This is a genomic window from Pseudomonas sp. PvP089, assembly GCF_017875165.1.
Taxonomy (GTDB): domain Bacteria; phylum Pseudomonadota; class Gammaproteobacteria; order Pseudomonadales; family Pseudomonadaceae; genus Aquipseudomonas; species Aquipseudomonas fortuita.
Map to the genome: position 1 here is coordinate 2,216,572 of NZ_JAGGME010000001.1, position 25,976 is coordinate 2,242,547.

The 25,976-nt window shown below is 62.2% G+C and carries 22 protein-coding genes and 1 pseudogene; 8 read left to right on the forward strand and 15 right to left on the reverse strand.

Features of this window, described 5'->3' with window-relative positions:
* Positions 1-8 precede the first annotated feature (8 nt).
* From nuoI to J3A71_RS10100, 9 genes are all read right to left on the reverse strand, one after another.
* Positions 9-557: an NADH-quinone oxidoreductase subunit NuoI gene (gene nuoI / locus J3A71_RS10060; protein WP_209952836.1), complete on the reverse strand. Its 549-nt coding sequence runs from the start codon at positions 555-557 to the stop codon at positions 9-11.
* An 11-nt stretch (positions 558-568) separates the two neighbouring features.
* Positions 569-1,576 carry an NADH-quinone oxidoreductase subunit NuoH gene (gene nuoH / locus J3A71_RS10065; protein WP_016488222.1) on the reverse strand — a complete coding sequence of 336 codons (1,008 nt, stop codon included), beginning with the start codon at positions 1,574-1,576 and terminating at the stop codon, positions 569-571.
* Complete coding sequence (gene nuoG / locus J3A71_RS10070; protein WP_060516973.1) at positions 1,573-4,287, reverse strand: NADH-quinone oxidoreductase subunit NuoG; 2,715 nt, start codon at positions 4,285-4,287, stop codon at positions 1,573-1,575. Before nuoG ends, nuoH begins: the two co-directional genes overlap by 4 nt.
* Positions 4,288-4,419: 132 nt before the next feature.
* Positions 4,420-5,781 (reverse strand): NADH-quinone oxidoreductase subunit NuoF, encoded by a 1,362-nt coding sequence (gene nuoF / locus J3A71_RS10075; RefSeq protein WP_016488220.1) that lies wholly within the window; start codon positions 5,779-5,781, stop codon positions 4,420-4,422.
* The gene (gene nuoE / locus J3A71_RS10080) at positions 5,778-6,275 is read right to left on the reverse strand and encodes an NADH-quinone oxidoreductase subunit NuoE (RefSeq protein ID WP_016488219.1); all 498 of its coding nucleotides are present in this window, start codon (positions 6,273-6,275) and stop codon (positions 5,778-5,780) included. Before nuoE ends, nuoF begins: the two co-directional genes overlap by 4 nt.
* 2 nt (positions 6,276-6,277) lie before the next feature.
* Entirely contained in the window at positions 6,278-8,059 is a 1,782-nt protein-coding gene (nuoC, locus tag J3A71_RS10085) for an NADH-quinone oxidoreductase subunit C/D (RefSeq protein ID WP_016488218.1), read from the reverse strand.
* 79 nt (positions 8,060-8,138) lie between these two features.
* Positions 8,139-8,816 (reverse strand): NADH-quinone oxidoreductase subunit B, encoded by a 678-nt coding sequence (locus J3A71_RS10090; protein ID WP_012313769.1) that lies wholly within the window; start codon positions 8,814-8,816, stop codon positions 8,139-8,141.
* A gap of 10 nt (positions 8,817-8,826) precedes the next feature.
* Positions 8,827-9,240 carry an NADH-quinone oxidoreductase subunit A gene (locus J3A71_RS10095; protein WP_003251427.1) on the reverse strand — a complete coding sequence of 138 codons (414 nt, stop codon included), beginning with the start codon at positions 9,238-9,240 and terminating at the stop codon, positions 8,827-8,829.
* 380 nt (positions 9,241-9,620) lie between these two features.
* Positions 9,621-10,283, reverse strand: a complete 663-nt coding sequence (locus J3A71_RS10100; RefSeq protein ID WP_016488217.1) for a lysoplasmalogenase — start codon at positions 10,281-10,283, stop codon at positions 9,621-9,623.
* 411 nt (positions 10,284-10,694) lie between these two features.
* Here J3A71_RS10100 and J3A71_RS10105 point away from each other — a divergent pair, with 411 nt between their 5' ends.
* Together J3A71_RS10105 and J3A71_RS10110 are read left to right on the forward strand one after the other, a co-directional pair.
* Positions 10,695-10,937, forward strand: coding sequence for a hypothetical protein (locus J3A71_RS10105; RefSeq protein WP_024717880.1), 243 nt, complete (start codon positions 10,695-10,697; stop codon positions 10,935-10,937).
* A gap of 158 nt (positions 10,938-11,095) precedes the next feature.
* Positions 11,096-11,355 (forward strand): annotated as a pseudogene (locus tag J3A71_RS10110) (DUF3077 domain-containing protein); the annotation flags it as partial.
* Between the two features lie 131 nt (positions 11,356-11,486).
* On the opposite strand, the gene aceA reads toward J3A71_RS10110, so the two are convergent.
* Together aceA and J3A71_RS10120 are read right to left on the reverse strand one after the other, a co-directional pair.
* Positions 11,487-12,812 (reverse strand): isocitrate lyase, encoded by a 1,326-nt coding sequence (gene aceA, locus J3A71_RS10115; RefSeq protein WP_016488214.1) that lies wholly within the window; start codon positions 12,810-12,812, stop codon positions 11,487-11,489.
* A gap of 493 nt (positions 12,813-13,305) precedes the next feature.
* Positions 13,306-14,070 carry a secretin N-terminal domain-containing protein gene (locus J3A71_RS10120; protein ID WP_172901768.1) on the reverse strand — a complete coding sequence of 255 codons (765 nt, stop codon included), beginning with the start codon at positions 14,068-14,070 and terminating at the stop codon, positions 13,306-13,308.
* Positions 14,071-14,182: 112 nt separating this feature from the next.
* Here J3A71_RS10120 and J3A71_RS10125 point away from each other — a divergent pair, with 112 nt between their 5' ends.
* Entirely contained in the window at positions 14,183-15,892 is a 1,710-nt protein-coding gene (locus J3A71_RS10125) for a S8/S53 family peptidase (protein WP_096426554.1), read from the forward strand.
* A gap of 74 nt (positions 15,893-15,966) precedes the next feature.
* Positions 15,967-17,409, forward strand: coding sequence for a SulP family inorganic anion transporter (locus J3A71_RS10130; RefSeq protein ID WP_096426553.1), 1,443 nt, complete (start codon positions 15,967-15,969; stop codon positions 17,407-17,409).
* A 112-nt stretch (positions 17,410-17,521) separates the two neighbouring features.
* Here the strand turns inward: J3A71_RS10130 and fusA are convergent, their stop codons facing one another.
* The gene (gene fusA / locus J3A71_RS10135) at positions 17,522-19,633 is read right to left on the reverse strand and encodes an elongation factor G (protein ID WP_016488211.1); all 2,112 of its coding nucleotides are present in this window, start codon (positions 19,631-19,633) and stop codon (positions 17,522-17,524) included.
* Positions 19,634-19,706: 73 nt separating this feature from the next.
* Entirely contained in the window at positions 19,707-20,132 is a 426-nt protein-coding gene (locus J3A71_RS10140; RefSeq protein WP_016488210.1) for a hypothetical protein, read from the reverse strand.
* Positions 20,133-20,272: 140 nt separating this feature from the next.
* On the opposite strand from J3A71_RS10140, the gene J3A71_RS10145 reads away from it, so the two are divergent.
* A complete protein-coding gene (locus tag J3A71_RS10145) occupies positions 20,273-20,575 on the forward strand; it encodes a hypothetical protein (protein ID WP_016488209.1) in 303 nt (100 codons plus the stop codon).
* 3 nt (positions 20,576-20,578) lie between these two features.
* On the opposite strand, the gene J3A71_RS10150 is transcribed toward J3A71_RS10145, so the two are convergent.
* The gene (locus J3A71_RS10150) at positions 20,579-21,829 is read right to left on the reverse strand and encodes an aspartate aminotransferase family protein (protein ID WP_016488208.1); all 1,251 of its coding nucleotides are present in this window, start codon (positions 21,827-21,829) and stop codon (positions 20,579-20,581) included.
* A gap of 235 nt (positions 21,830-22,064) precedes the next feature.
* The gene (gene gcvA, locus J3A71_RS10155) at positions 22,065-22,961 is read right to left on the reverse strand and encodes a transcriptional regulator GcvA (RefSeq protein ID WP_209952838.1); all 897 of its coding nucleotides are present in this window, start codon (positions 22,959-22,961) and stop codon (positions 22,065-22,067) included.
* Between the two features lie 256 nt (positions 22,962-23,217).
* On the opposite strand from gcvA, the gene J3A71_RS10160 reads away from it, so the two are divergent.
* The 3 genes from J3A71_RS10160 to J3A71_RS10170 all read left to right on the forward strand — a co-directional run bounded on the left by J3A71_RS10160 (position 23,218) and on the right by J3A71_RS10170 (position 25,938).
* Positions 23,218-24,600 (forward strand): amino acid permease, encoded by a 1,383-nt coding sequence (locus J3A71_RS10160; RefSeq protein ID WP_016488206.1) that lies wholly within the window; start codon positions 23,218-23,220, stop codon positions 24,598-24,600.
* A 57-nt stretch (positions 24,601-24,657) separates the two neighbouring features.
* Positions 24,658-25,155 (forward strand): PaaI family thioesterase, encoded by a 498-nt coding sequence (locus J3A71_RS10165; protein WP_096426551.1) that lies wholly within the window; start codon positions 24,658-24,660, stop codon positions 25,153-25,155.
* Between the two features lie 87 nt (positions 25,156-25,242).
* Positions 25,243-25,938 (forward strand): glutathione S-transferase N-terminal domain-containing protein, encoded by a 696-nt coding sequence (locus J3A71_RS10170; protein WP_016488204.1) that lies wholly within the window; start codon positions 25,243-25,245, stop codon positions 25,936-25,938.
* Positions 25,939-25,976: the final 38 nt, after the last annotated feature.

The following is a 25,976-nucleotide window of genomic DNA, read 5'->3' on the forward strand; positions in this document are numbered from 1 at the left end:
TTCTGTCCTTATGGGAGCAAGCTCTTCACGTTGATCGGCTCGGCTTCGTTCTGCGCAGCGCCTTTCGGCTTGCCAGCGATCGCCATACCCGCAACACGGTAGAAGTTGTAGTCAGGGTTTTTGCCGGGGCCGGAGATCAGCAGATCTTCTTTCTCGTACACCAGGTACTGACGCTTGAACTCGGCCATTTCGAAATCCGGGGTCAGCTGGATTGCGGTGGTCGGGCACGCTTCTTCACACAGGCCGCAGAAAATGCAACGCGAGAAGTTGATGCGGAAGAACTCCGGGTACCAGCGACCATCCTCGGTCTCGGCCTTCTGCAACGAGATGCAGCCAACCGGGCAGGCCACCGCGCAGAGGTTGCACGCTACGCAGCGCTCCTCGCCATCGGGGTCGCGGGTGAGGACGATGCGGCCGCGGTAGCGCGGCGGCAGGTACACGGGTTCTTCGGGGTATTGCAGGGTGTCGCGCTTGCGGAACCCGTGGGAGAACACCATGGCCAGGCTGCGCAGCTGTGTGCCGGTGCCCTTAACGATGTCGCCGATATACTTGAACATGGGTCAAATCCTCACTGGGCCGCGACGGCTGGCGTGTTGTAGAGCACGATCGCAGCGGTCACCAGCAAATTGATCAGGGTCAGCGGCAGGCAGAACTTCCAGCTGAAGTCCATCACCTGGTCATAACGTGGGCGCGGAATCGAGGCGCGCAGCAGAATGAACAGCATGATGAAGAACGCGGTCTTCAGGGCGAACCACAGGAACGGCAGTTGCGGCAGGATGCCGAACGGGCCGTGCCAGCCACCGAAGAACAGGGTTACCAGCAGCGCCGAGATGAGGATGATGCCGATGTACTCACCGACAAAGAACATGCCCCATTTCATGCCGGCATACTCGATGTGGTAGCCGTCGGCCAGTTCCTGTTCTGCTTCTGGCTGGTCGAACGGGTGACGGTGAGTCACGGCGACGCCAGCGATGAAGAAGGTGCAGAAGCCGAAGAACTGCGGAATGATGAACCACAGGTTCTGCGCCTGGTACTCAACGATGTCGCGCATGTTGAACGAGCCCACCTGCACCACAACGCCCATCAGCGCCAAGCCCAGGAACACTTCGTACGACACCGTCTGTGCCGAAGCACGCAAGCTGCCCAGCAGGGCGTACTTGTTGTTCGACGACCAGCCGGCGAACAGCACCGCGTAGACTGACAGGCCAGCCATGGCGAAGAAGAACAGCAGACCGATGTTCAGGTCGGCAACGCCCCAGCCCGGTGTGATCGGGATGATCGAGAAGCCGATCAGCAGGGCGCTCATGGCCACGACCGGCGCCAGGGTGAAGATCATCTTGTCGACGAAGGGTGGGTTCCAGTCTTCCTTGAAGAACATCTTCAGCATGTCGGCGGCGATCTGGAACATGCCGAACGGGCCGACACGGTTAGGACCGTAGCGGTCCTGCCACCAGCCCAGCAGGCGGCGCTCGACGAAGCTGAGCAGGGCGCCGCAGACCACTACGGCCAGCAGCACCACGATAGCCTTGACGACCTGGATGATCACATCGATCACTTCGGGGGTGAACCAGCTCATTGTGCTGCCTCCTGCAGACCTTCGACGGATGCACCGAAGATGGCAGGCGGGATGCCGGCCAGGCCTTTCGGCAGCGCGACCAGGCCAGCGCCCAGCTCTTCATTGATGCGCAGCGGCAGGCGCAGGGCCACACCGGCCACGTTCAGGCTCAGCAGGGCGCCCTCGTTGACACCCAGGCGGTCGGCTTCGGACTTGGCCAGGGCCACGTAGGCAGCCGGGATACGTTCTTGTACCGGCGCGGCCCGCGAGGAGCTTTCTTCGCTGCCGAAGAGGTGGAAGAACGGTACCGCGGTCCAGGTGCCACGGGCCGGGTTGAAGGCGCCCGGAATGGCGTTGAACCAGTTCAGGCGATCGCCTTGCGACTCGATCAGGCGTACGCCAGGGTCACCGGCACGCAGGTGGCCACCGACCTCGTCCTGGAACTTGTTCCAGGCTTGCGGCGAGTTCCAGCCCGGCGACCAGGCGAACGGCACCTGCTGGCGCGGTTCGGCGGAGCCCGAGTAACCTTCCATGGAGAAGGCGAACGCGGTGTCCTTGTCTTGCGGGGTGCGCGGTTCGTGCACGCTGATGTTGGCGCGCATGGCAGTACGGCCAGAGTAGCGCAGCGGCTCACGGGCCAGCTTCATGCCCTTGATGCGGAAGGCGGCGCTTGGTGCAGCGTTGACGATGCCGGCCAGTTGCGGGGCGGCTTCGGCGCAGGCGCTGGTAACGTGGTCCAGCTGGGTCCAGTCGACCGGCTTGTTCAGCAGGGTGGCACGCAGGGCGTGCATCCAGCGCCAGCCTTCGTGGATCTGGATGCTGCTGTCCAGGTACTGCGGGTCGAACACCTGGAAGAAGCGCTGGGCGCGGCCTTCCTGGCTGACGAGGGTTCCGTCGCCTTCGGCGAACGAGGCGGCCGGCAGTACCAGGTGGGCGCGGTCGACCGTCGGCGTTTTCGAGTGGTCGGCAACGATCACCACCTTGGCCGCAGCCAGGGCGGCGTCGACCTTGGCGGCCGGCACGCGGGCGTACAGGTCGTTTTCCAGCACGACGATGGCGTCGGCCTTGCCGCTGATGACCGCGTCCAGCGCGGCATCCACGGACTCGCCGCCGAGCATGGCCAGGCCGATGCTGTTGGCCTCAGGTACCACCAGGCTCAGCGAACCGTCCTTCTCGCGCAGCTTCAGGGCCTTGGCGATGTTGGCGGCGGCTTCGATCAGTGCCGGGTCGGCCAGCGAAGTACCGGCGACAACCAGTGGGCGCTTGGCGGCAACCAGCGCGTCGGCGATGCGTTGGGCCAGGGCCTTGGCTTCGTCGTCCAGGCCGGCGACGGCTGGTGCGCTCGGGTCGATGGCGTGAGCCACTGCGAAACCGATGCGGGCCAGGTCGGCAGGCGCGGCGTGCACGCATTCTTCGGCAACGTCGTCCAGCTTGGTTTCAGCCAGCGAGGCAATGAACAGCGGGTACAGCGCGTGCTGGCCGATGTTCTTCACGGCGGCGTCGAGCCATGGCTGCACTTTCATCGCTTCGGCCATGGCCTCGGCCTTGCCCTTGGTGGCCTGGCGCACGGCGAGGGCCACGCGGGCAGCGGTCTGGGTCAGGTCTTCACCGAGCACGAACACGGCGTCGTGGTCTTCGATGTCGCGCAGGGTCGGCACCGGCAGCGGGCTGTTGTTCAGCACGTTCAGGGCCAGGCGCACGCGGGCCAGTTCGCCCGCTTCCATGCCGGAGTAGAAGTACTCGGCACCGACCAGCTCACGCAGGCCGTAGTTGCTTTCAAGGCTGGCGCGTGGCGAGCCGATACCGACGATGGTACGGCCGCGCAGCAGGTCGGCAGCCTTGTCCAGGGCGGCGTCCAGGCCCAGCTTGGTGCCATCGGCCAGGTGTGGCTGGCGTGGGCGATCCTTGCGGTTGACGTAGCCGTAACCGAAGCGGCCGCGGTCGCACAGGAAGTACTGGTTGACCGAGCCGTTGAAGCGGTTTTCGATCCGGCGCAGTTCACCGTAGCGCTCGCCCGGGCTGATGTTGCAGCCGCTGGAGCAGCCATGGCAGATGCTTGGGGCAAACTGCATGTCCCACTTGCGGTTGTAGCGCTCGGAGTGGGTCTTGTCGGTGAACACACCGGTCGGGCAGACCTCGGTCAGGTTGCCGGAGAACTCGCTTTCCAGCACGCCGTCTTCGACACGGCCGAAGTACACGTTATCGTGGGCGCCGTAGACGCCCAGGTCGGTACCACCGGCGTAGTCCTTGTAGTAGCGCACGCAGCGATAGCAGGCGATGCAGCGGTTCATCTCATGGGCAATGAACGGGCCGAGGTCCTGGTTCTGGTGGGTACGCTTGGTGAAACGGTAGCGGCGCTCGTTGTGGCCGGTCATCACCGTCATGTCTTGCAGGTGGCAGTGACCGCCTTCCTCGCACACCGGGCAGTCGTGCGGGTGGTTGGTCATCAGCCATTCGACGACGCTGGCGCGAAACGCCTTGGACTCGTCATCTTCGATGGAAATCCAGGTGCCGTCGGAGGCTGGGGTCATGCAGGACATGACGATACGACCACGGGTGTCGTTCTCGTCGGTGTACTGCTTGACCGCGCACTGCCGGCAGGCACCAACGCTACCAAGCGCCGGGTGCCAGCAGAAATAAGGGATGTCGAGGCCTAGCGACAGACACGCCTGTAACAGGTTATCTGCACCGTTGACTTCGAGCGCTTTGCCGTCTACGTGGATAGTGGCCATTGTTCAAAGTTCTTCGTTGGCCCGCGTGAGCGGGCGTGGCTAATGGAAATCTGTATGCCTGCGGCACGCCACACTTCATGCGGGCCGGCCGACAGGCTGGCGGGTGGCACGGACCACCCGCGTTCTATCTTGTTATGCGCCTACCACAATGGGCTTCGCCAGGTTCGGGCGCAGGGTGCCAGCGCTTTCCGGTGCTACACCGGCCTCGAACTCCGAGCGGAAGTATTTGATGGCACTGCCCAACGGCTCCACCGCCCCCGGTGCGTGAGCACAGAAGGTACGGCCGGGGCCGAGGAAGTTGACCAGGCCCAGCAGCGTCTCGATGTCTTCGGCGCGGCCCTGGCCGTTTTCCAGTGCGCGCAGCATCTTCACGCTCCACGGCAGGCCGTCACGGCATGGGGTGCACCAGCCGCAAGACTCGCGGGCGAAGAACTCTTCCATGTTGCGCAGCAGCGACACCATGTTGATGCTGTCGTCCACCGCCATGGCCAGGCCAGTACCCATACGGGTACCGACCTTGGCGATGCCTCCGGCGTACATCTGCGCGTCGAGGTGCTCGGGCAGCAGGAAGCCGGTACCGGCGCCGCCTGGCTGCCAGCACTTGAGCTTGAAGCCATCACGCATGCCACCGGCATAGTCTTCGAACAGCTCGCGGGCGGTGACGCCAAACGGCAGCTCCCACAGGCCTGGGTTCTTCACCTTGCCGGAGAAGCCCATCAGCTTGGTGCCGTGGTCTTCGCTGCCTTCGCGGGCCAGCGACTTGTACCAGTCGTTGCCGTTGGCCACGATGGCTGGCACGTTGCACAGGGTTTCGACGTTGTTCACGCACGTCGGCTTGCCCCACACGCCGACGGCGGCAGGGAAGGGCGGCTTGGAGCGCGGGTTGGCGCGGCGGCCTTCCAGCGAGTTGATCAGTGCAGTTTCTTCACCGCAGATGTAACGGCCGGCACCGGTGTGCACGAACAGCTCGAAATCGAAACCGGAGCCCAGGATGTTCTTGCCCAGCAGGCCGGCGGCCTTGGCTTCATCAATGGCGCGGTTGAGGTTTTTCGCCGCCGTGGTGTATTCGCCACGCAGGAAGATGTAGCCACGGTAGGCCTTCAGGGCGCGGGCGCTGATCAGCATGCCCTCGACCAGCAGATGGGGCTGTTGCTCCATCAGCATGCGGTCCTTCCAGGTGTTGGGCTCCATTTCGTCCGCGTTGCACAGCAGGTAGCGGATGTTCATGGATTCGTCTTTGGGCATCAGGCCCCACTTCACGCCAGTGGGGAAGCCTGCGCCACCACGGCCCTTGAGGCCGGAGTCCTTGACGCTCTGCACGATATCGTCTTGCGACATCTCGCCCAGCGCCTTGCGGGCAGCAGCGTAGCCGTTCTTGGCCTGGTATTCGGCCAGCCAAACAGGCTCGCCGTCGTCACGCAGGCGCCAGGTCAGCGGGTGGGTTTCGGCCGAGCGCGCAATGCGGTTGGCCGGGCCGAAGGAAGTAATGGTCATACGTAACCCTCCAGCAATTGGGTGACGCCAGCGGGCTGCACGTCGCCAAAGGTGTCGTCGTCGATCATCAGCGCCGGGGCCTTGTCGCAGTTGCCCAGGCAGCACACCGGCAGCAGGGTGAAGCGGCCGTCGGCGGTGGTCTGGCCGAGGCCGATGCCCAGCTCGCTCTGGATCTGGCTGACGACCGATTCATGGCCGCCGATGTAGCAGACCATGCTGTCGCACACGCGGATGATGTGGCGGCCAACGGGCTGGCGGAAGATCTGGCTGTAGAAGGTGGCTACACCCTCCACGTCGCTGGCCGGGATGCCCAGCACCTCGCCGATGGCGTGGATGGCGCCGTCCGGCACCCAGCCACGTTCCTTCTGGACGATCTTCAGGGCTTCGATGGACGCCGCGCGCGGGTCTTCGTAGTGATGCATTTCGTGCTCGATGGCCGAGCGCTCTGTTTCGCTCAGGGCGAAACGGTCTGTCTGGATAAGCGTGCTGTTCATGCTTAGCGGTCCACGTCAGCCATAACGAAGTCGATACTGCCCAGGTACGCAATGAGGTCGGCGACCATGCTGCCTTTGATCACCGAAGGGATCTGCTGCAGGTGCGGGTAGCTCGGGGTACGGATCCGGGTGCGGTAGCTCATGGTGCCGCCATCGCTCGTCAGGTAGTAACTGTTGATGCCCTTGGTCGCCTCGATCATCTGGAACGACTCGTTGGCCGGCATGACCGGGCCCCACGAGACTTGCAGGAAGTGCGTGATCAGGGTCTCGATGTGCTGCAGGGTGCGCTCTTTCGGTGGCGGCGTGGTCAGCGGGTGATCCGCCTTGTACGGGCCTTCCGGCATGTTGCGCAGGCACTGGTCGATGATGCGGATACTCTGACGCATCTCCTCGACACGGACCATGCAGCGATCGTAGGCATCGCCGTTGTGGGCCAGCGGTACTTCGAACTCGAAGTTCTCGTAGCCGGAGTAGGGGCGGGCTTTGCGCAGGTCGAAATCGCAACCGGTGGAGCGCAGGCCGGCACCGGTGGTGCCCCATTCCAGGGCTTCCTTGGTGTTGTATGCAGCAACGCCAATGGTACGGCCCTTGAGGATGCTGTTCTGCAGGGCAGCCTTGGTGTACTCGTCGAGGCGCTTGGGCAGCCATTCAACGAAGTCCTTGACCAGTTTCTCCCAGCCGCGCGGCAGGTCGTGGGCGACGCCGCCGATGCGGTACCAGGCCGGGTGCAGGCGGAAACCGGTGATCGCTTCGATCACGGTGTAGGCGCGCTGGCGGTCGGTGAAGGTGAAGAATACCGGGGTCATGGCGCCAACGTCCTGGATGTAGGTACCCAGGAACAGCAGGTGGCTTGTGATGCGGAAGAACTCGGCCAGCATCACGCGGATAACGTCGACCTTCTGCGGCACCTTGATGCCCGCCAGCTTTTCCACCGCCAGTACGTACGGCAGGTTGTTCATCACCCCGCCGAGGTAGTCGATACGGTCGGTGTAGGGGATGAAGCTGTGCCAGGACTGGCGCTCGGCCATTTTTTCGGCACCACGGTGGTGGTAGCCGATGTCCGGTACGCAGTCGACGATTTCTTCACCGTCCAGCTGCAGAACGATACGGAACGCACCGTGCGCCGAAGGGTGGTTAGGGCCGAGGTTGAGGAACATGTAGTCCTCGTTGGCGCCCTGACGCTTCATGCCCCAGGCTTCCGGGTTGAAGCGCGCCGACTCTTCTTCAAGCTGTTGCTTGGCCAGGGTCAGGCTGTAGGGGTCGAACTCGGTGGCACGGGCCGGGTAGTCCTTGCGCAGCGGGTGACCTTCCCAGGTGGGCGGCATCATGATGCGGCTGAGGTGCGGGTGGCCGGCAAAGTCGATGCCGAACATGTCCCACACTTCGCGCTCGTACCAGTTGGCGTTTGGCCAGATACCGGTCACGGTCGGCAGGTTCAGGTCGCCTTCGCTCAGCGACACCTTGATCATCACGTCACTGTTACGCTCGATCGACAGCAGGTGGTAGAACACACTGAAGTCGGCGGCCGGCAGGCCACGGCGCTGGGTGCGCAGGCGTTCGTCCACGCCGTGCAGGTCGTACAGCATGCTGTAAGGCTTGGCGACACCGCGCAGGAAGCTGAGCACCTCTTTGAGCTGGGCGCGCTTGACCCACAGCACGGGCATGCCGGTGCGGGTTTCCTGGGCGACGAATGCTTCGGCGCCAAAACGGTTGTTCAGTTCGACGACCACATCCTGGTCGTCAGCCTTGTAGGGCGGAATATAAATAGCGTTGTCCGCTGTCATGGTCTCGGTCGCTTTGGGTCAACGTTAAGAATGAAGCCAGGCCGCCGGCTCCAGGGGGAGCGGGCGGCAGGTCGCTGGATCAGACTTCGTCGGGGCTGCGCAGGTTGGTTACTGCAATGCGCTGCTCACGACGCAGGTCTTTCTGGGCTGGCATCTCGGCACGGTAAATACCTTGATCACCAACAACCCAGGAAAGCGGGCGTCGTTCTTGGCCGATCGACTCCTGCAACAGCATCAAGCCTTGCAGGAAAGCCTCAGGGCGTGGCGGGCAGCCAGGCACATAGACGTCCACAGGGAGGAACTTGTCGACCCCCTGAACGACCGAGTAGATGTCGTACATGCCACCGGAGTTGGCGCACGAACCCATGGAAATGACCCATTTCGGTTCGAGCATCTGCTCATACAGGCGCTGGATGATCGGCGCCATCTTGATGAAGCAGGTGCCGGCGATGACCATGAAGTCGGCCTGACGCGGCGAGGCCCGGATGACTTCGGCGCCGAAGCGGGCGATGTCGTGGGGTGCCGTGAATGCCGTGGTCATTTCCACGTAGCAGCAGGACAGGCCGAAGTTGTACGGCCAGAGGGAGTTCTTGCGACCCCAGTTGACCGCGCCACGCAGCACATCTTCGAGTTTCCCCATGTAGATGTTCTTGTGGACCTGGTCCTCCAGCAGTTGGTCGGTGACGGTTTCCCGTTCACCTACCGGGTACTGCTCGTTAGGCGCATCCGGATCGATTCTGGTGAGATTGTATTGCATTGCCAAAGCCTCATTGTTTCAGCTTCGCTTGCCGCTTGCGGCGACCTTCGGGAGCCCAATCAAGAGCACCGACGCGCCATAGGTAGACAAGACCTGCCAACAGAATTGCTATGAAAACGAGTGCTTCGACGAACCCGGTCCAGCCGCTTTCGCGGACGGACACAGACCATGCAAAGAGAAAGAGGGCTTCGATATCGAAGATCACGAACAGCATCGCGACCAGATAGAATTTGGCGGACAGGCGCAGGCGGGCGCTGCCGACGGGCAGCATGCCGGATTCGAAGGGTTCGTTCTTGGCGCGGCCCCAGGCCTTGCTACCGAGCAGGCTGGACAGGCCGAGCATGAAGGCACACAGGCCGACGACACCCAGGAGGAAGATGGCAAAGCCCCAGTTGTGGGCGATGAGTCCTGCCGAATCGGACATGCTAGAGATCCTTATACAGAGACCCAGCTCTGCAGTCTGAAATAAGTAGAGCGGCGACGTGGTGTCGCAGGTGCAGTGACCAAATGTCGCAGCTGAATCAATCGCGCTGATTTTATGGGTAAACCCGGTGCAAGTAAAATTTCTGTCGCAAATTTATTCGTAGGATTAAGAACAAAAGGCAGTCGTAAATGGCTGAAAGCCTTGATATTCGGGCATTGCGTGCGGTTTTGTTAATTATGTTTCTTGCGACTGGTAACGAATTACAAGTTTCGTAATGATAATTAATATCATTTGACCTGGTGCCATGTAATTTGGCTGTTCTGTGCCTTGTAAAGTTCATCCGGCGATGCCCCTACTTGCAAATGCGAAAGACTCCTGTTCTAGCAGCTTTCGACGCGGCGCGTACCGCTCTGGATCAATACTTTATCGGTTGAGCGTTGATTGGCTGATGCCGCAATCGCCCACTGGCCAAGCCAGTAGATGAGGATGATCAGATAGGGCGCGGCGGCGAACGGGCTGACGAAGCGGTCGATGCCGATCAGGCTGTCCGAGATCACGAACAGGCCGGCGCCGATTGCGGCCAGCCCGCCACAGGCCAGGGCGCGCCAGAGCATGGCGCTGATGACCAGGGCGTACAGCGCGACCGGGATCAGCAACGGGCCGAGGCCGTGGCTGGCCAGTACGCCGAGCAGCGCGATGCCGGTGATGGCGCTGAAGATCAGTGCGGGCAGGGTGGGGCGCAGGGTAATGCCGCAATAGCCGCGCAGGTAAGCCAGGTGGGCACAGAGGAAGGCGGCCAGGCCGAACACGAACAGGTCGGCGGGGATGGCCAGCAGTATGTCGCCCAGTACCGAGAAGCCCAGGCCGATCGAGATCCACTTGCGATAAGGTGTGGCCGGGACGCCGCGCAGCCAGGCGACAAGCGCCAGGACGGGAACGGGTTTGGCCAGCAGGGCGAGCAGGGTATTGTCGCTGGCCAGTGCATATATATAGAGGGCGGCGGCGGCCAGGGCCAGAATCATCAGGTGGCTTGGACGAGGCATGGGCGGTCCTTGCTGCTGTGCTGCCTCAAGCATAGACGTGATTGTGGGGTTTGCTGGTGACGCCATTGGATTGTGTTAGGGCTGGCATGGGCCTGGCGAAAGGAATGCGACGCCTGTGAGATCGAGCGCCGCCCGCCTTGTCTGTCCCCTTCGATATTGAAGGTTGCATCACTGCTCTTAATTATTCTCCAGCCATGCACCCAGGGTGCGCGCGCCTATGGCTCAGGAATAATTGGCCCGAAACAAATGTGGGAGCGGCCTTGTGCCGCGAAGCGCCGCGCGGGCGGCGCTCGATTTGAGGAGCGCCGCAACAATCAAGCCGGGCGCTTCGCCGCCCTGACGCAATCGGGCGCAGAACACCTGACAGGCAGCGGGCGGATGGCAGCCAAACAGGAAAGAAAGGAGCGAGTCATGCTGAAAGTTGTCCCCGACCCACCCCACAACCCCCACTCCCTCGAAGACACCCCGATCCAGGCCAGCGACTACGCACTATACGCAGCCACCGTGGTGCATCAGGCGTTGCTGCTTCAGCCCAAGTCCCCAGTTTCGATCCTGATGATGACCTCCATGCACGAGCTGGAGGCGCTACGGGCTTTGCCTGAATCCGCTTTGGTTCAGGTGCAGGCGCCCAGTGAGCGCAGGACTTCGCACTAAGGCTGCTTAATGTGTTGTCAGGTCCGGCCCCTTCGCGGGCACGCCCGCTCCCACAGGATCACCACAGGCTGCAAGACTTGCACAGTACCTGTGAGAGCGGGCGTGCCCGCGAAGGGGCCGGCCCAGGCATTAGAGAATTTTCAGGGAATTGAACAAAGACAACAGAAGACACCCAATTCACCGTCGGCCAGACCACTTTCTATCAAGGCGAAAACGGCACCCATCCACTGTTCCGCATCGAACCCGGCATCCCCTGTCGGGACGCCCGCGAGCAATCTTCGGAATTGATGGGCTATGTCCGTGAACTGACCATCACTGGCCTGAAGGAGGAGAAGCCCATGATGATCTGGGCTGCTCACTACCTGAGTGCAATGGCCAAGGCGCTGAGGATGATGCAGAGCTGGGCATGAAGCACTGACATACCGCAGCCCTTTCGCGACACGGGGCCGCCCCTACAGGTTTCGTGCATTTCTGGTCGGTCTGGTATCGACAAAAAGAAAGGCCCAGGGCTTCCGCAGCTCTGGGCCTTTCTTCAGTGGCAACCCACCATCAGTGGAACTGCTCTTCCTCGGTCGAGCCGGTCAGGGCAGTCACCGACGATGCGCCACCCTGAATCACAGTGGTCATGTCGTCGAAGTAGCCAGTGCCCACTTCTTGCTGGTGCGCCACGAAGGTGTAGCCTTTGCTGGCGTCAGCGAATTCCTGCTCTTGCAGCTTCACGTAGGCGGTCATGTCGTTGCGGGCGTAGTCGTGCGCCAGGTTGAACATGCCGTGCCACATGTTGTGGATACCCGCCAGGGTGATGAACTGGTGCTTGTAGCCCATGGCCGACAGTTCGCGCTGGAACTTGGCGATGGTGGCGTCGTCCAGGTTCTTCTTCCAGTTGAAGGACGGCGAGCAGTTGTACGACAGGATCTGGTCCGGGTACTCCTTCTTGATGGCCTCGGCGAAGCGACGGGCTTCGTCCAGGTCTGGCTTGGCGGTTTCGCACCAGATCAGGTCGGCATATGGCGCATAAGCCAGGCCGCGAGAGATGGCCTGGTCGAGGCCGGCGCGGACCTTGTAGAAGCCCTCACGGGTACGCTCGCCAATCACGAACGGCTGATCGTACGGGTCGCAGTCGCTGGTCAGCAGGTCAGCGGCGTTGGCGTCTGTACGGGCCAGAATGATAGTCGGCACGCCGGAAACGTCAGCTGCCAGGCGCGCGGCCACCAGCTTCTGTACGGCTTCCTGCGTCGGTACCAGTACCTTGCCGCCCATGTGGCCGCATTTTTTGACCGAGGCCAGCTGGTCTTCGAAGTGCACGCCGGCGGCGCCTGCTTCGATCATGTTCTTCATCAGCTCATAGGCGTTCAACACGCCACCGAAACCGGCTTCGGCGTCAGCCACGATTGGGGCGAAGTAGTCGATGTAGCCTTCGTCGCCCGGGTTCTTGCCGGCTTTCCACTGGATCTGGTCGGCGCGGCGGAACGAGTTGTTGATGCGCTTGACCACGGTCGGTACCGAGTCAACCGGGTACAGCGACTGGTCAGGGTACATCGACTCGGCCGAGTTGTTGTCGGCGGCAACCTGCCAGCCGGACAGGTAAATGGCCTGGATGCCGGCCTTGACCTGTTGCACTGCCTGGCCACCGGTCAGGGCGCCCATGCAGTTGACGAAATCTTTGTCTGGGCGGAAGGACGGGTGGGCACCTTGGGTGACCAGCTTCCACAGTTTTTCTGCACCCTGGCGGGCCAGGGTGTGCTCTGGCTGCAGGGAGCCACGCAGGCGAACGACATCAGCGGCGGTGTAGGTACGGGTCACGCCTTTCCAGCGCGGGTTCTCGGCCCAGTCTTTCTCGAGGGCTGCAATTTGCTGTTCGCGTGTCAGTGCCATGGAAATAAACCTCGTCGCATCGATCTTGGGTTAATTGTGCTGATGCTCGGGTGCAGATCAGGGCGCTTGGCGGCTGTCCTGTTCGCAGGAGTGCGGCGGCGAACGCGAAGGCTCGAAGGGGGAAGGGTGGGCAGGCCGGGCGAAGGTGTGCTCCGGCAGGTCGGCTCGTGGTTGCCTTGCTGCGGTGCTACGCGATTGCCAGTACTGCGGTGATGCGCTTCCGTCCCTCGGGACAACTTCTTCGTTGCAGTCGCAATCCCGTCGAACCGCCTTGTGGGCCGTATAGACACGAGGCGCCTCCGGGGGTGGGAGGAGCACGCCTCGAAGGCCCTTGCCAGGGCCCCTGATTAGCGGGAGCGAGGCCATCATGCCCTTGGGAAAAAGACCCTGTCAAATGTTTTGTAGTGGATTTTTTCACTTACTACATCTTTGGTCTAATGCGACTTGTCAGTCAGTTTCAAGGCCTTTGGTCGAGGCCTTGAATTGCCTGGGATCAGTCGAGAAGGTCGACTTTCACCCGCAAAGTCATGTTTTCACCGCGCTGGGTGCTGTAACTGCGGCTTGACGCGCTGCGCTCGGCTTGGCTCTGCTGGTTGTAGCCTGCCAGGGTGATCCACTCGCCGAGCTTGCCGGTCACGGTCGTGTCGGTGCTTTGCACTTTCACTACATCTGCACGTTCCTGGCTGATGCGATCATTATTAGTGCTGATTTGCAGACGAACCGTGTCACCGCTCAAACTGGGCGTGACATAAAAGCCCTGGGTCACATTGCGGTATTCGGTGTTGCTCTGGATGCGCCCATAACCGTCGGTGCTGGTGCTGGTAATCGGGATGCTCTGGCCAACCTGAATGAGTGCAGGCTGGCCTTCGCTGGCCTGAACCTGCTGCATGCCGCCGTCACGGTTGCTGGTGCCGTAGTGGATGACGCGTGCGTTACCGCGGTTGTCCTGGAAGTTGCTGTCGTTGTTGTCAACGCTGATCAGCAGGCGTTTGGGAGCGGTGTCCAGTTGCTGCAGCAAAGTGCGCAGGTCGCTGATGCGCTCGGGGCTGGCGTTGACGATCAGCTTGTTTTCGAAAGCGCTGACCGTGCCGTCCTTGCCAATGAATGCCTGTGCGGCAGGCAGCAGTTCGGCGCTGGCGCGGTGCTGCAGCGGCACCACCTCGGTGGCCGCCTGGGCGGCGAGGCTGGCAACGAGCAGCAGGGAGGCGAAAAAGGGGCGTAGCGGCATGTCCATGATCTCCGCAGGTGGAATCAACATGATGGCAAATTTGCGGATGTCCTGCTGGATCTGGATCACGCTCCGGGGTGGGCAGATGAACCTTTAAGCTGCGCCGTCAGTCGCACTCACAGGGAACGCGTGGGGTGATTACATGAAGGGTAGTCTGATCCTGCTGTTATGGCTTTGCAGCCTTGGTGCACAGGCTGCAGCGGATACGCTGCGGATCAAGCAGCTGCAGCGATGCGGCGACTTGTTCGGCGATAGCCAGCAGCAATGGTGCCTGCGTGCCGAGGGGCTCGGGGCAGATGTGCCAAAGGTATGGCTGGGCGGTGTGCGGCTGCCAACGGCGGATATCGAGCGTCAAGGTGACCGGCTCACGCTGAAGCTGGCGAAGCAAGCCCAGCGCAGCGCGCCGCTTTGGCTGGAGTCTGGCAGCAGTACCAGCAACCCTGTATGGCTGACCCGCCAGCGCAGTCATGTGGTCGCCGCAAGGCCTGATGAGGTGGCGAAGAACATGGATGGCCTGACCACCTATGTCGACCTGGTCAGCCTGTTGATTGAGGAGAAACACGAAGGCCTTGGAGAGGCCCGGCGTATCGCCGATAAATACGGCGCCCAGGTTGTCGGTGCGATACCGCCGCTGAATGTCTACCAGTTGCGCTTGCCGGTGGCTGACCTGGTGCAGCGTGACGCGATGATCCTGCGCATGGGCAGTGAACTCAGCGTGGATGCCGTGGTTGTCGAGGAGTCTGCACCGGAGCGCGGTGAAGAAGGCAGCGGCCGCGATGCTCGGGCCATCGACCAGGCGGACGAATGGGCCGCCAACCGGTTCATGGATGCGCTGTATTTCTACCAGCGACGGATTGGCGCTTCGCACTTGCCGGTGCACCCCGTGCGGGTTGGGGTAGTCGAGCGTGAAGTGGATTTTGATGCCCCCGCGTTCAGCCAATACCGAGGCGGCTGCGAACAGGGCCAGACCTGCCTGTACGCGCGCGACGGGGATCGCGCGACCAGCCACGGCAGCCATGTCGCAGGCATTCTCGCCGCACAGGGTGAGGGTTTTTTGCCGGGGCTGGGCAAGCACAGCCCTGGCTTCGAGGTGATTGTAGAGCGCAACTCCGATGCAGGCATCACCGCCAACATCGCTGCATCGGTAAACCTGGTCGAGGATGGCGTGCGGGTGCTGAACTGGAGCTGGGGCATCCACCGGGTAGGCGCACGCGATGTCAACGGTGATGAGGTCGATTCGCTGGTGCGTTCCGGGCTGGCGATGAGTGGTTACGAGGAATTGCTTGAGGAGTTCTTTCTCTGGCTGCGCAAAGAGCATCCAGATGTGATGGTGGTGAATTCGGCGGGTAACGGTGCGTCGTGGTCAGGTACCGACGAATACCGCCTGCCGTCGTCGTTCATCACCGAACAACTGCTGGTGGTGGGCGGGCACCAGCGCAGCGACAAGGCGACGGCGGTCGAAGCCCCCGAGCATGTGCGCAAGCGCCACAGTTCCAACATCGACATGCGCGTGGATGTCAGTGCCGCTGCCTGCATTCGCCCAGCGGCTGCCGCTGCTGCGCATTGCGGCACGTCGTACGCAACACCCTTGGTGACTGCCACCGTTGCAACGATGCTGTCGATCAACCCGGCCCTGACCCCGGAACAGGTGCGCATGCTGTTGCGGCGCAGTGCCCTGACCCTGGGCACCGAGCAGGATTTCGAGGCGATGGATGCCGAAGACCTGACGGCGCCGATCCTGCCTTCGGAACGTGGAGGGCGCCTGAACCACCCTGACCTGGGGCGTTCAGCGCGGCTGGACATGCAGCGTGCGCTGGACCTGGCAGTGCAGAGCCGGGAGCGGGTGCGCTGAACGGTGGCCGCTGTCAGACAAATTCCGTAACATCGCGCCCTCGTTTTTGTAATGTCCCGCACCACAGGAAACCCATGAAGCCCGCCCGAATACACGCCGACCTGCTCGCCGGCCTGACCACCTCGTTCGCCCTGGTGCCCGAGTGCATCGCCTTTGCCCTGGTGGCGCACCTCAACCCGCTGATGGGCCTGTATGGCGCGTTTATCATTTGTACGCTGACGGCGCTCTTTGGCGGTCGACCGGGGATGATTTCCGGCGCTGCCGGGTCCATGGCGGTGGTGATCGTCGCGCTGGTGGTGCAGCACGGCGCGCAGTATCTGCTGGCCACGGTGCTGCTGGGTGGCGTGGTGATGATCCTGTTCGGCCTGCTACGGCTGGGCAAGCTGGTACGCCTGGTGCCGTACCCGGTCATGCTCGGCTTCGTCAATGGCCTGGCCATCGTCATCGCCATGGCGCAGCTTGAGCACTTCAAGGCGGGTGAGCACTGGCTCAGCGGCGCGCCGCTGTACCTGATGATCGGCTTGGTGGCACTGACCATGGCGGTGGTCTACGTGCTGCCGAAATTGACCCGTGCGGTACCGCCGGCGCTGGTGGCGATCCTGGGCGTTGGCTTGCTGGTGTACCTGCTCGACCTGCCCACCCGCACCTTGGGCGACATGGCGCACATCGCAGGCGGTCTGCCGGGGCTGGCGCTGCCGGATGTACCCTGGAATCTGGACACCCTGAAGATCATCGCCCCCTACGCGGTGCTGATGGCGATGGTCGGCCTGCTGGAGACCTTGCTCACCCTCAACCTGACCGATGAAGTGACCGAGAGCCGTGGTTTCCCGGACCGCGAATGCGTGGCGCTGGGTGCGGCGAACATGGTTTCGGGCCTGTGCGGTGGCATGGGCGGTTGCGCAATGATTGGCCAGACGGTGATCAACCTCAGTTCCAACGGGCGCGGCCGGCTGTCCGGGGTAGTGGCCGGGGTGATGATCTTGCTGTTCGTGTTGTTCCTGTCGCCGCTGATCGAGCGTATTCCGCTGGCAGCGCTGGTCGGGGTGATGTTCGTGGTGGCCCAGCAGACCTTCGCCTGGGCGTCGCTGCGGGTGCTGCACAAGGTGCCGGTGAACGATGTGCTGGCGATCATTGCGGTGACCGTGGTGACGGTATTTACCGACCTGGCCATGGCGGTGCTGTTCGGCATCGTCATCGCGGCGCTCAACTTTGCCTGGCAGCATGCGCGGGAGCTGTACGCCGACAGCCATGAGGACGCTGAAGGTGGCAAGCGTTATCAGGTACATGGCACCCTGTTCTTTGCCTCGACCGCCTCGTTCCTCAACCAGTTCGACCCGGCCCAGGACCCGGCCCAGGTCACGCTGGATTGCCAGCATTTGAGCTTTGTCGATTATTCGGCAATTGCGGCGCTCAAGACCCTGCGCGAGCGCTATGCCAAGGCGGGCAAGCATTTGCGCGTTGTGCATTTGTCGGAGCGGTGCAAGAAGCTGTTGAAGCGGGCTGGCGAACAGCATTGAAAAAATTGTGGCTGCCTGTTCCGGCCCCTTCGGCTAAAGCCGCTCCCACAGGGGTATGCGATCCCTTGTGTGAGCGGCTTTAGCCGCGAAGGGGCCGGAACAGGAGAGCCACTTACTCCCCGCGATTTTTCTTGACGATGCCATCGGCAATGCTCGCCGGGGCCTCGGCATAGCGGGTGAACTCCATCGAGAAGCTGGCCCGGCCCTGGGTCATCGACCGCATCGAGGTGGCGTAGCCGAACATCTCGCCCAACGGCACCTCGGCGCGGATCACCTTGCCAGCCGGTGTTTCGTCACCGTCCTGGATCATCCCGCGGCGCCGGCTGAGGTCGCCCAGAATGTCGCCCTGGTATTCCTCCGGCGTCACCACCTCCACCTTCATCACCGGTTCCAGCAACACCGCGCCGCCTTTCTGCGACAGCTGCTTGGTGGCCATTGAAGCAGCGATCTTGTAGGCCATCTCGTTGGAGTCGACATCGTGGTACGAACCGTCGAACACGGCAGCCTTGAGGCTGATCAGCGGGTAGCCTGCAAGCACGCCGTTCTTCATCTGCTCTTCGATGCCCTTCTGGATCGCGGGTATGTACTCGCGCGGTACCACGCCGCCGACGATCTCGTTGATGAACTCCAGGCCTTCCTTGCCCTCGTCGCCGGGGGCGAAACGGATCCAGCAATGGCCGTATTGGCCACGGCCGCCGGACTGGCGCACAAAACGGCCCTCGATCTCGCAGGTATTGCGGATTTTTTCCCGGTAAGCCACCTGCGGCTTGCCGATGTTGGCCTCGACGTTGAACTCGCGGCGCATGCGGTCGACGATGATGTCCAGGTGCAACTCGCCCATGCCCGAGATGATGGTCTGGCCGGTCTCTTCGTCGGTACGTACGCGGAATGACGGGTCCTCCTGGGCCAGCTTGCCCAGGGCGATGCCCATTTTTTCCTGGTCGGCCTTGGTCTTCGGCTCCACGGCCACGGAAATCACCGGGTCAGGGAAATCCATGCGTTCGAGGATGATCGGTTTGTCCAGGTCGCACAGGGTGTCGCCGGTGGTCACGTCCTTCATGCCGATCAGCGCGGCGATGTCGCCTGCGCACACGTCCTTGATTTCGGCACGCTGATTGGCATGCATCTGCACCATGCGGCCGATGCGTTCCTTCTTGCCTTTGACCGAGTTGAGTACCGCGTTGCCGGAACTGAGCACGCCGGAATACACGCGGGCGAAGGTGAGGGTGCCGACGAACGGGTCGGTGGCAATCTTGAAAGCCAAGGCTGAAAACGGCTCTTTGTCGTCGGCGTGCCGTTCCAGGTGCTTTTCTTCGTCGTCCGGGTCGGTGCCGCGGATGGCAGGAATTTCCGAGGGGGCGGGCAGGTAGTCGATTACCGCATCCAGCATCAGCGGTACGCCCTTGTTCTTGAACGATGAGCCGAGAATGGTCGGGACGATTTCGTTGGCAATGGTCCGTTGGCGCAGGGCAGCCTTGATTTCTTCGACGCTCAGCTCCTCACCATCGAGAAACTTCAGGGTCAGCTCATCGTTGGCTTCGGCAGCGGCTTCCACCAGGTGAGCGCGCCATTCGTCAGCGAGCGCGCGCAGGTCATCCGGAATTTCTTCTTCGCGGTAGCTGGTGCCATTGTCGGCGTCGTTCCAGTAGATGGCCTTCATCTTCACCAGGTCGATCTGGCCAATGAAGTTTTCTTCGCTGCCGATGGCCAGCTGGATCGGCACCGGGTGGTGCCCCAGGCGCTGGTCGATCTGCTTGACCACCCGCAGGAAGTCGGCGCCCTGGCGATCCATCTTGTTGATGTAGGCCAGGCGAGGCACATGGTATTTGTTGGCCTGGCGCCAGACCGTCTCGGACTGAGGCTCTACCCCGTCAGCGCCGCTGAACACCACCACCGCGCCATCGAGCACGCGCAATGAACGTTCCACCTCGATGGTGAAGTCGACGTGGCCGGGGGTATCGATGATGTTGAAGCGGTATTTGTGCGCGAACTGTTTGGTCGAGCCTTGCCAGAATGCCGTGGTGGCCGCCGACGTGATGGTGATGCCGCGTTCCTGCTCCTGGGCCATCCAGTCCATGGTCGCGGCGCCATCGTGCACCTCACCCATCTTGTGGTTGACCCCGGTGTAGAACAGGATCCGCTCGGTAGTGGTCGTCTTGCCGGCGTCCACGTGGGCGACGATGCCGATATTGCGGTATAGCTCGATGGGGGTTGTGCGGGCCATGGCGGACTACCTGCGGATGGGCGGATTCCACCACGTTAGCAGACCGGTGGATTCCTGCCCTGCCGCCGGGCCGTCAGTCGGCCTGGGCTTGCAGCATCCATTGGCCATCCACTTCACGGGCCAGGCCACTGGCCGTGAGCAGCGCCAGCAGGCGCGGGTGCAGGTCCGCTTCGGTGAAGGTCTTGAGGGTGGCCAGGTCCAGTGGGCCGACCAGGTTGAGGTCGGCCTTGGTGTACGACAGCCAGGCCTTTTTCAATACCTGGGCGACATCGCTGCCTGATGTACTGGCGAAGCGGCGATGGCACTGGCGGCTTGCAAAAGTGAAGGTGTGGGCGTGGCTGTAGGTGCTTTCGTCACCCCCTTCAGTGCAGCGGTGGCAGCGGCACGGGCCTTCGCCGAAGGCGTTGCGCAGGTAGCTGTTGAAGTCCACGACGGGTTTGAGGGACAGGCGTTTATCGACATCGAACAGGTCGGCGATCAGGGGTTCTTCGGCGCTCACTCGGGATCCTCGTGTGGTGTGGCGTGCATCGGCGGGCACCCTAACAGATCGGGGCATTCAGATCACCTGTAGAGACAACAGAGACCACCTGCCGTACTCTACGCGCCCTTACGCCTACACACCCACTGAGGTAACCCCGTTTGAGCACCAAGTACCCGTACACCGCCACCGTGACCATCAGCGCCGAAGACCGTGGCGGAGATACCGAAGCTTCGGAAAACCCCAGCATGCGCGTGGGCCTGGAAGCGGTGACCGAAACCCTGAAGAAGGTGCATTTCGTCGGTACGCTCGCGGCACCTGAAAAACAGGCCACGCACATCTGCGTGACCCTGGAGAACGGCCTGACCTACTACGGCCCGATCGTCAACGGCCACGCCGAACTCGAAGGCGGCTGGATCGCCTTCGAATCCGACATGCTGACCCCCGAAGAACTGGGCCTGTAAGCCTCAGTTCAGCTCCACCAGGCACTGCTCGAGGATATCCAGCCCTTCCTCGAGCACCTCGGCTTCGATGGTCAAGGGGGCCAGCAGGCGGATGATGTGTCGCGCCTTGCCGCTGGGCATCAGCAGCAAGCCCTTGGCCCGTGCCGACTCCATTACCTTGGCCAGTTGCGCCGGCGCCGGGCTGCCGTCGGCATTGACGAATTCGATGCCGCGCATGGCGCCCACGCCGGTCAGTCGGCCGATGTACGGGCTCAGGCCCGAAGCCTTCCAGCGCTGGTGGCGGCTGACGATGGCCTGCTCCTGGCGCTCACCCCAGGTGGCGATGTTTTCGTCGGTCATCTGCGCCAGGCTGGCCAACGCCGCCGCACAGGCAATCGGGTTGCCCGAATAGGTGCCACCGAGGCCGCCCTTGGGCAGTGCTGCCATCAATTCCTTGCGCCCGACCACCGCCCCCAGCGGCATGCCGCCGGCGATGCTCTTGGCCAGCAGCAGCAGGTCGGGCTCGATGCCGAGGCGCGGGAAAGCGAAGCGCTGGCCGGTGCGGCCGAAGCCGGACTGGATCTCGTCGATGATGATCAGGATGCCGTGTTGGTCGCAGAAGCGGCGCAAGGCCTGGGCGAAGGCCGGGTCGAGGGCGAGGAAACCGCCTTCGCCCTGAACCGGTTCGAGGATGAACGCTGCCACGTCTTCCACGGCCAGCTCCACGCTGAACAGGCGCTCCATGGCCTTGAGCGCCTGCTCGCAGGTAACCCCGGTATCCACGCTGGGGTAGGGCAGGTGGTACACCGGTCCGGGCAGCTCGCCGACCCGTTGCTTGTAAGGGGCTACCTTGCCATTGAGGTTCAGGGTGGCCAGGGTACGGCCGTGGAAGCCGCCGTCGAAGGCAATGATGGCGCGTTTGCCTGTAGCACCGCGGGCGACTTTAAGGGCGTTTTCTGCCGCTTCCGCACCGCTATTGGTGAGCATGCCGGCCAACGGGTAGCTGACCGGTACGAACTGGCTCAGCTGTTCCATCAGCGCCAGGTATGGACCGTGGGGTGCGGCGTTGAAGGCATAGTGGGTCAGACGGGTGGCTTGCGCCTGGATGGCTTCGACCACGGCGGGGTTGCAGTGGCCCAGGTTGAGCACGCCGATACCGCCGACAAAGTCGATGTAACGTTTGCCGTCGGTGTCCCAGACTTCGGCATTACGGCCATGGGAAAGTGTGATCGGGTGAACGATGGCGATGGATGGGCTGATACTTTCCTGGTTCATGGGCACGCGGGACCTTTGTTCAAGTTTCTTATTATCCAAGCGTGTTGGGGGGTTATTCCGCAAACGAATTATTCGATTGCGGTCATTCCCTGAATTCGTGAACTGGCCGGTATTTGTGTTGCCTGTGCCGGCCTCTTCGCGGGCTTGCCCGCTCCCACAGGTTATGCACAGTGTTCGAACCTGTGGTGATCCTGTGGGAGCGGGCAAGCCCGCGAAGAGGCCGGTATAGGTTAAGTCAGTCCCCCTCAGCCACCCGCTCCCGAATCCACTGCACAAAGGCCCTGATCTTGGGCACTTCGGCCGCATGCTCGGCATGCGCGATAAAGTGCTTGCCGTTGCTCGCCACCGGGTGGTCCCAGGCCACCACCAGCTTGCCCTCGCTCAGCTCCTCGGCCACCAGGTAGCGCGGAATCAGGGCTATGCCGCAACCGGAGATCGCTGCGCGGATGCACAGGTAGAACGTGTCGAAACGCGGCCCGTGGTAGCTGTTCTGGCTGTGTAGCCCCAACCCCAGGAACCATTCATGCCAGGCCTCCGGGCGCGACACGCATTGCAGCAGGCGGTGCTCGGTAAGCGCCTGGGCGCTTTCAAAGGGGTGGTTGGCCAGCAGCTGCGGGCTGCATACCGGTACCACTTCTTCGCTGAACAGCTCGATGCAAGTGGCCCCAGGCCAGGTGCCCTGGCCGAAGAAAAAAGCCACGTCGGCCTTGGCCTGCACCAGGTCGAATGGCTCCAGCTCGTTGCGCACGTCCAGGTGAATGCGGGGGTAGCGGTCGCCGAAACCCTTGAGCTTGGGCACTAGCCAGCGCGCGCCGAAGCTAGGCTGGGTAGCAATACGCAGCACTTCGGTTTCGTCGCCGTAGCTGAGGATGTAGCGGCTGGAAATATCGATCTGGGTGAGGATCTTGTTCACTTCGGTGAGGTACAGCGCACCCGCCGGGGTCAGGTGCAGGCGCCGACGAATGCGCTGGAACAGGGAGTGCGAGAGCATGTCTTCGAGCTGCGCCACCTGCTTGCTGACGGCGCTTTGCGTCAGGTGCAGTTCCTGGGCCGCGCGGGTGAAGCTGAGGTGGCGGGCAGCCGCTTCGAAGCACTGAAGGGCGGTGGTCGAAGGCATCAGGCGTTTGGACATGACGGGCAAATACCGAGCAAAAAAAGGAAGGAGTTCATTCCAAAGCGGAATCATGTGGTTCGAAAAGGTCGTTTGTTGACCCCGGCCTATAGATTAATACTGACCTGGATCAACGATTACAACCGGTCATGTGAAGAGGAGGTCAGTACCCGCTTCCGGCATCTGCAAAACAACAAAAACGACTATCAGAAATTTACAAGAATTCTGCTCCGACCTTCAGCCGCTTTGTCGCGGCCGACCCATTCGAGGGTTCTTCATGGCTTCGCAAGACAACAAGAAACAGCGTTCCCTGCAGCACGGCCTGACTTCCCGTCAGGTGTCCATGATCTCCATTGCCGGCATCATCGGCGCCGGCCTGTTCATCGGCTCGTCGAACGCCATCGCCACCGCCGGCCCGGCCATCCTCATTTCCTACGCCATGACCGGCCTGCTGGTATTGCTGGTGATGCGCATGCTGGGCGAAATGGCCATCGCCAACCCTAACAGCGGCTCGTTCTCCACCTATGCCTCAGAAGCCATCGGCCCTTGGGCGGGCTTTACCATCGGCTGGTTGTACTGGTGGTTCTGGGTGCTGATCATTCCGGTGGAGGCCATCGCTGGCGCCGACATCCTGCATGCTTACTTCCCCGGCGTACCGTCCTGGTTGTTTGCCTTCCTGATCATGCTGGTGCTGTCGTGCACAAACCTGATCAGCGTGAAGAACTTTGGTGCCTTCGAGTACTGGTTCGCACTGGTCAAGGTGGTGGCGATCATTGCCTTCATTGTGGTCTGCAGCCTGGCGGTATTCGGCTTCTGGCCGCTGGCCGAGGTGTCCGGAGTCAGCCGGCTGTGGGACAACGGCGGCTTCATGCCCAACGGGTTCGGCACGGTGCTCGGTGGTGTGCTGATCACCATCTTCTCGTTCTTCGGCGCCGAAATCGTCACCATTGCCGCTGACGAAACCGCAAACCCGAAAGACAAGATCCGCCGTGCCACCAACCTGGTGGTGTACCGCATTGCCATCTTCTACCTGGCGTCGATCTTCCTGGTGGTGTCGCTGGTAGCCTGGAATGACCCTGCGCTGAAAGCAGTCGGTTCGTTCCAGCGCGTGCTGGAAGTGCTGAACGTGCCAGGCGCCAAGCTGTTGGTCGACCTGGTGGTGCTGGTTGCAGTGACCAGTTGCATGAACTCGGGCCTGTACACCGCGTCGCGCATGCTGTATTCGCTGGGCGCCCGTGGCCAGGCACTGAGCATGACCAAGCGTATCTCCGGCTCGGGCGTGCCGACCGTGGCGGTCATCTTCTCGACGCTGGCCGGTTTTGCCGGGTGCCTGGTCAACTATGTGTTCCCGGGTAAGGTGTTCGGCTTCTTGCTGTCCACCACCGGCGCCATCGCCTTGCTGGTGTACCTGGTGATTGCCGTGTCGCAGCTGCGCATGCGTGCGCGTGCGGACCGCGAAGGGCGCCCGCTGGAGCTGAAGATGTGGCTGTTCCCCTGGCTGACCTGGCTGGTGATCGGCACCATCGTCATGGTGCTGGGCTACATGCTGTTCAGCGATGCCTACCGCTATGAAACCCTGATGACCGCTGGGGTGACAGCATTCATCCTGCTGGTTTCGCTGACCCAACGGCGTGCCCAGGGGGTTGCCCAAGCCGCCTGATGTTTCTGCTTTAATGGGGGCGTTGCGCGCCCCCATTCCAACAAGCACAGGAAGCGTATGACTGACCACCCACTCTCCCTTCAGGCCCTTGCGGCGCCTGAAGGCACCTGCTACGGCTGCGGCTGCGCCCACCCCAGTGGGCTGCACCTGCAAAGCCACTGGGACACCGACGGCATCCACCTGATATGCCGGCACGCACCCGACAGCACCTTTATCGGCTGGCCCGGCCTGGTTTACGGCGGCCTGCTGGCGATGCTGGTCGACTGCCATTCCAACTGGGCGGCCATGGCCTACCACTACCGCAACGAAGGCCGCGAGCCAGGCAGCCTGCCGCGTATCGATTGCGTGACTGGCACACTCAACCTGACTTACCTGAAACCTACCCCGATGGGTGGGGAGCTTTTGCTCAAAGCCCGAGTCGAAGGGGAGGTGGGGCGCAAAAGCCGGGTGATTTGCGAGGTCTGGGCCGAGGATGTGCTGACGGTGACGGCCGACTCGGTGTTTGTCCGTGTCGATACCGAAAAGCTCAAACTCAAGGCCCATGGCCAGGCTTGAGTTGCCGGCCCGGATGAGTGGTCGGTGATGGTCAGCGGCCGGGGATGTCTCTAGAGTGACAGGTTCATTCCCCAGGCAAGGTTGATCATGACCGATCTCAGTGCTTTCCCCATCACTCGCAAGTGGCCCGCCAAACACCCTGAACGCCTGCAGCTGTATTCGCTGCCGACGCCCAATGGCGTCAAGGTGTCGATCATGCTCGAAGAAATCGGCCTGGCCTACGAGGCGCACAAGGTCAGCTTCGATAACGATGACCAGTTGAGCCCCGAATTCATTTCGCTCAGCGCCAACAACAAGATCCCCGCCATCCTTGACCCGGACGGGCCTGGCGGCCAGCCATTGCCGCTGTTCGAATCCGGGGCGATCTTGCAGTACCTGGCGGAAAAAAGTGGACAACTGCTCAGCCAGGACCCTGCCCAGCGTTACCAGACGCTGCAGTGGCTGATGTTCCAGATGGGCGGCATCGGGCCGATGTTCGGCCAGGTCGGGTTCTTCCATTTCTTCGCTGGCAAGGAATATGAAGACAAGCGCCCGCGTGACCGCTACGTCAACGAGTCCAAGCGGCTGCTGGGTGTGCTGGATCGGCATTTGAAAGGTCGGGAGTGGATGGCTGACGAGTACAGCATCGCCGACATCGCCATCTTCCCTTGGGTGCGTAACCTGGTGGATCGCTACAACGCGCGTGAGTTGGTGGGCTTCGACCAGTTCAAGGAAGTGCAGCGGGTACTGGCGAATTTCCTCGAACGGCCGGCGGTGCAACGCGGCCTGAAAATCCCGGGCTGATAACGCAGAACCCGTCACGTACACCGGTCCCTGCAGGA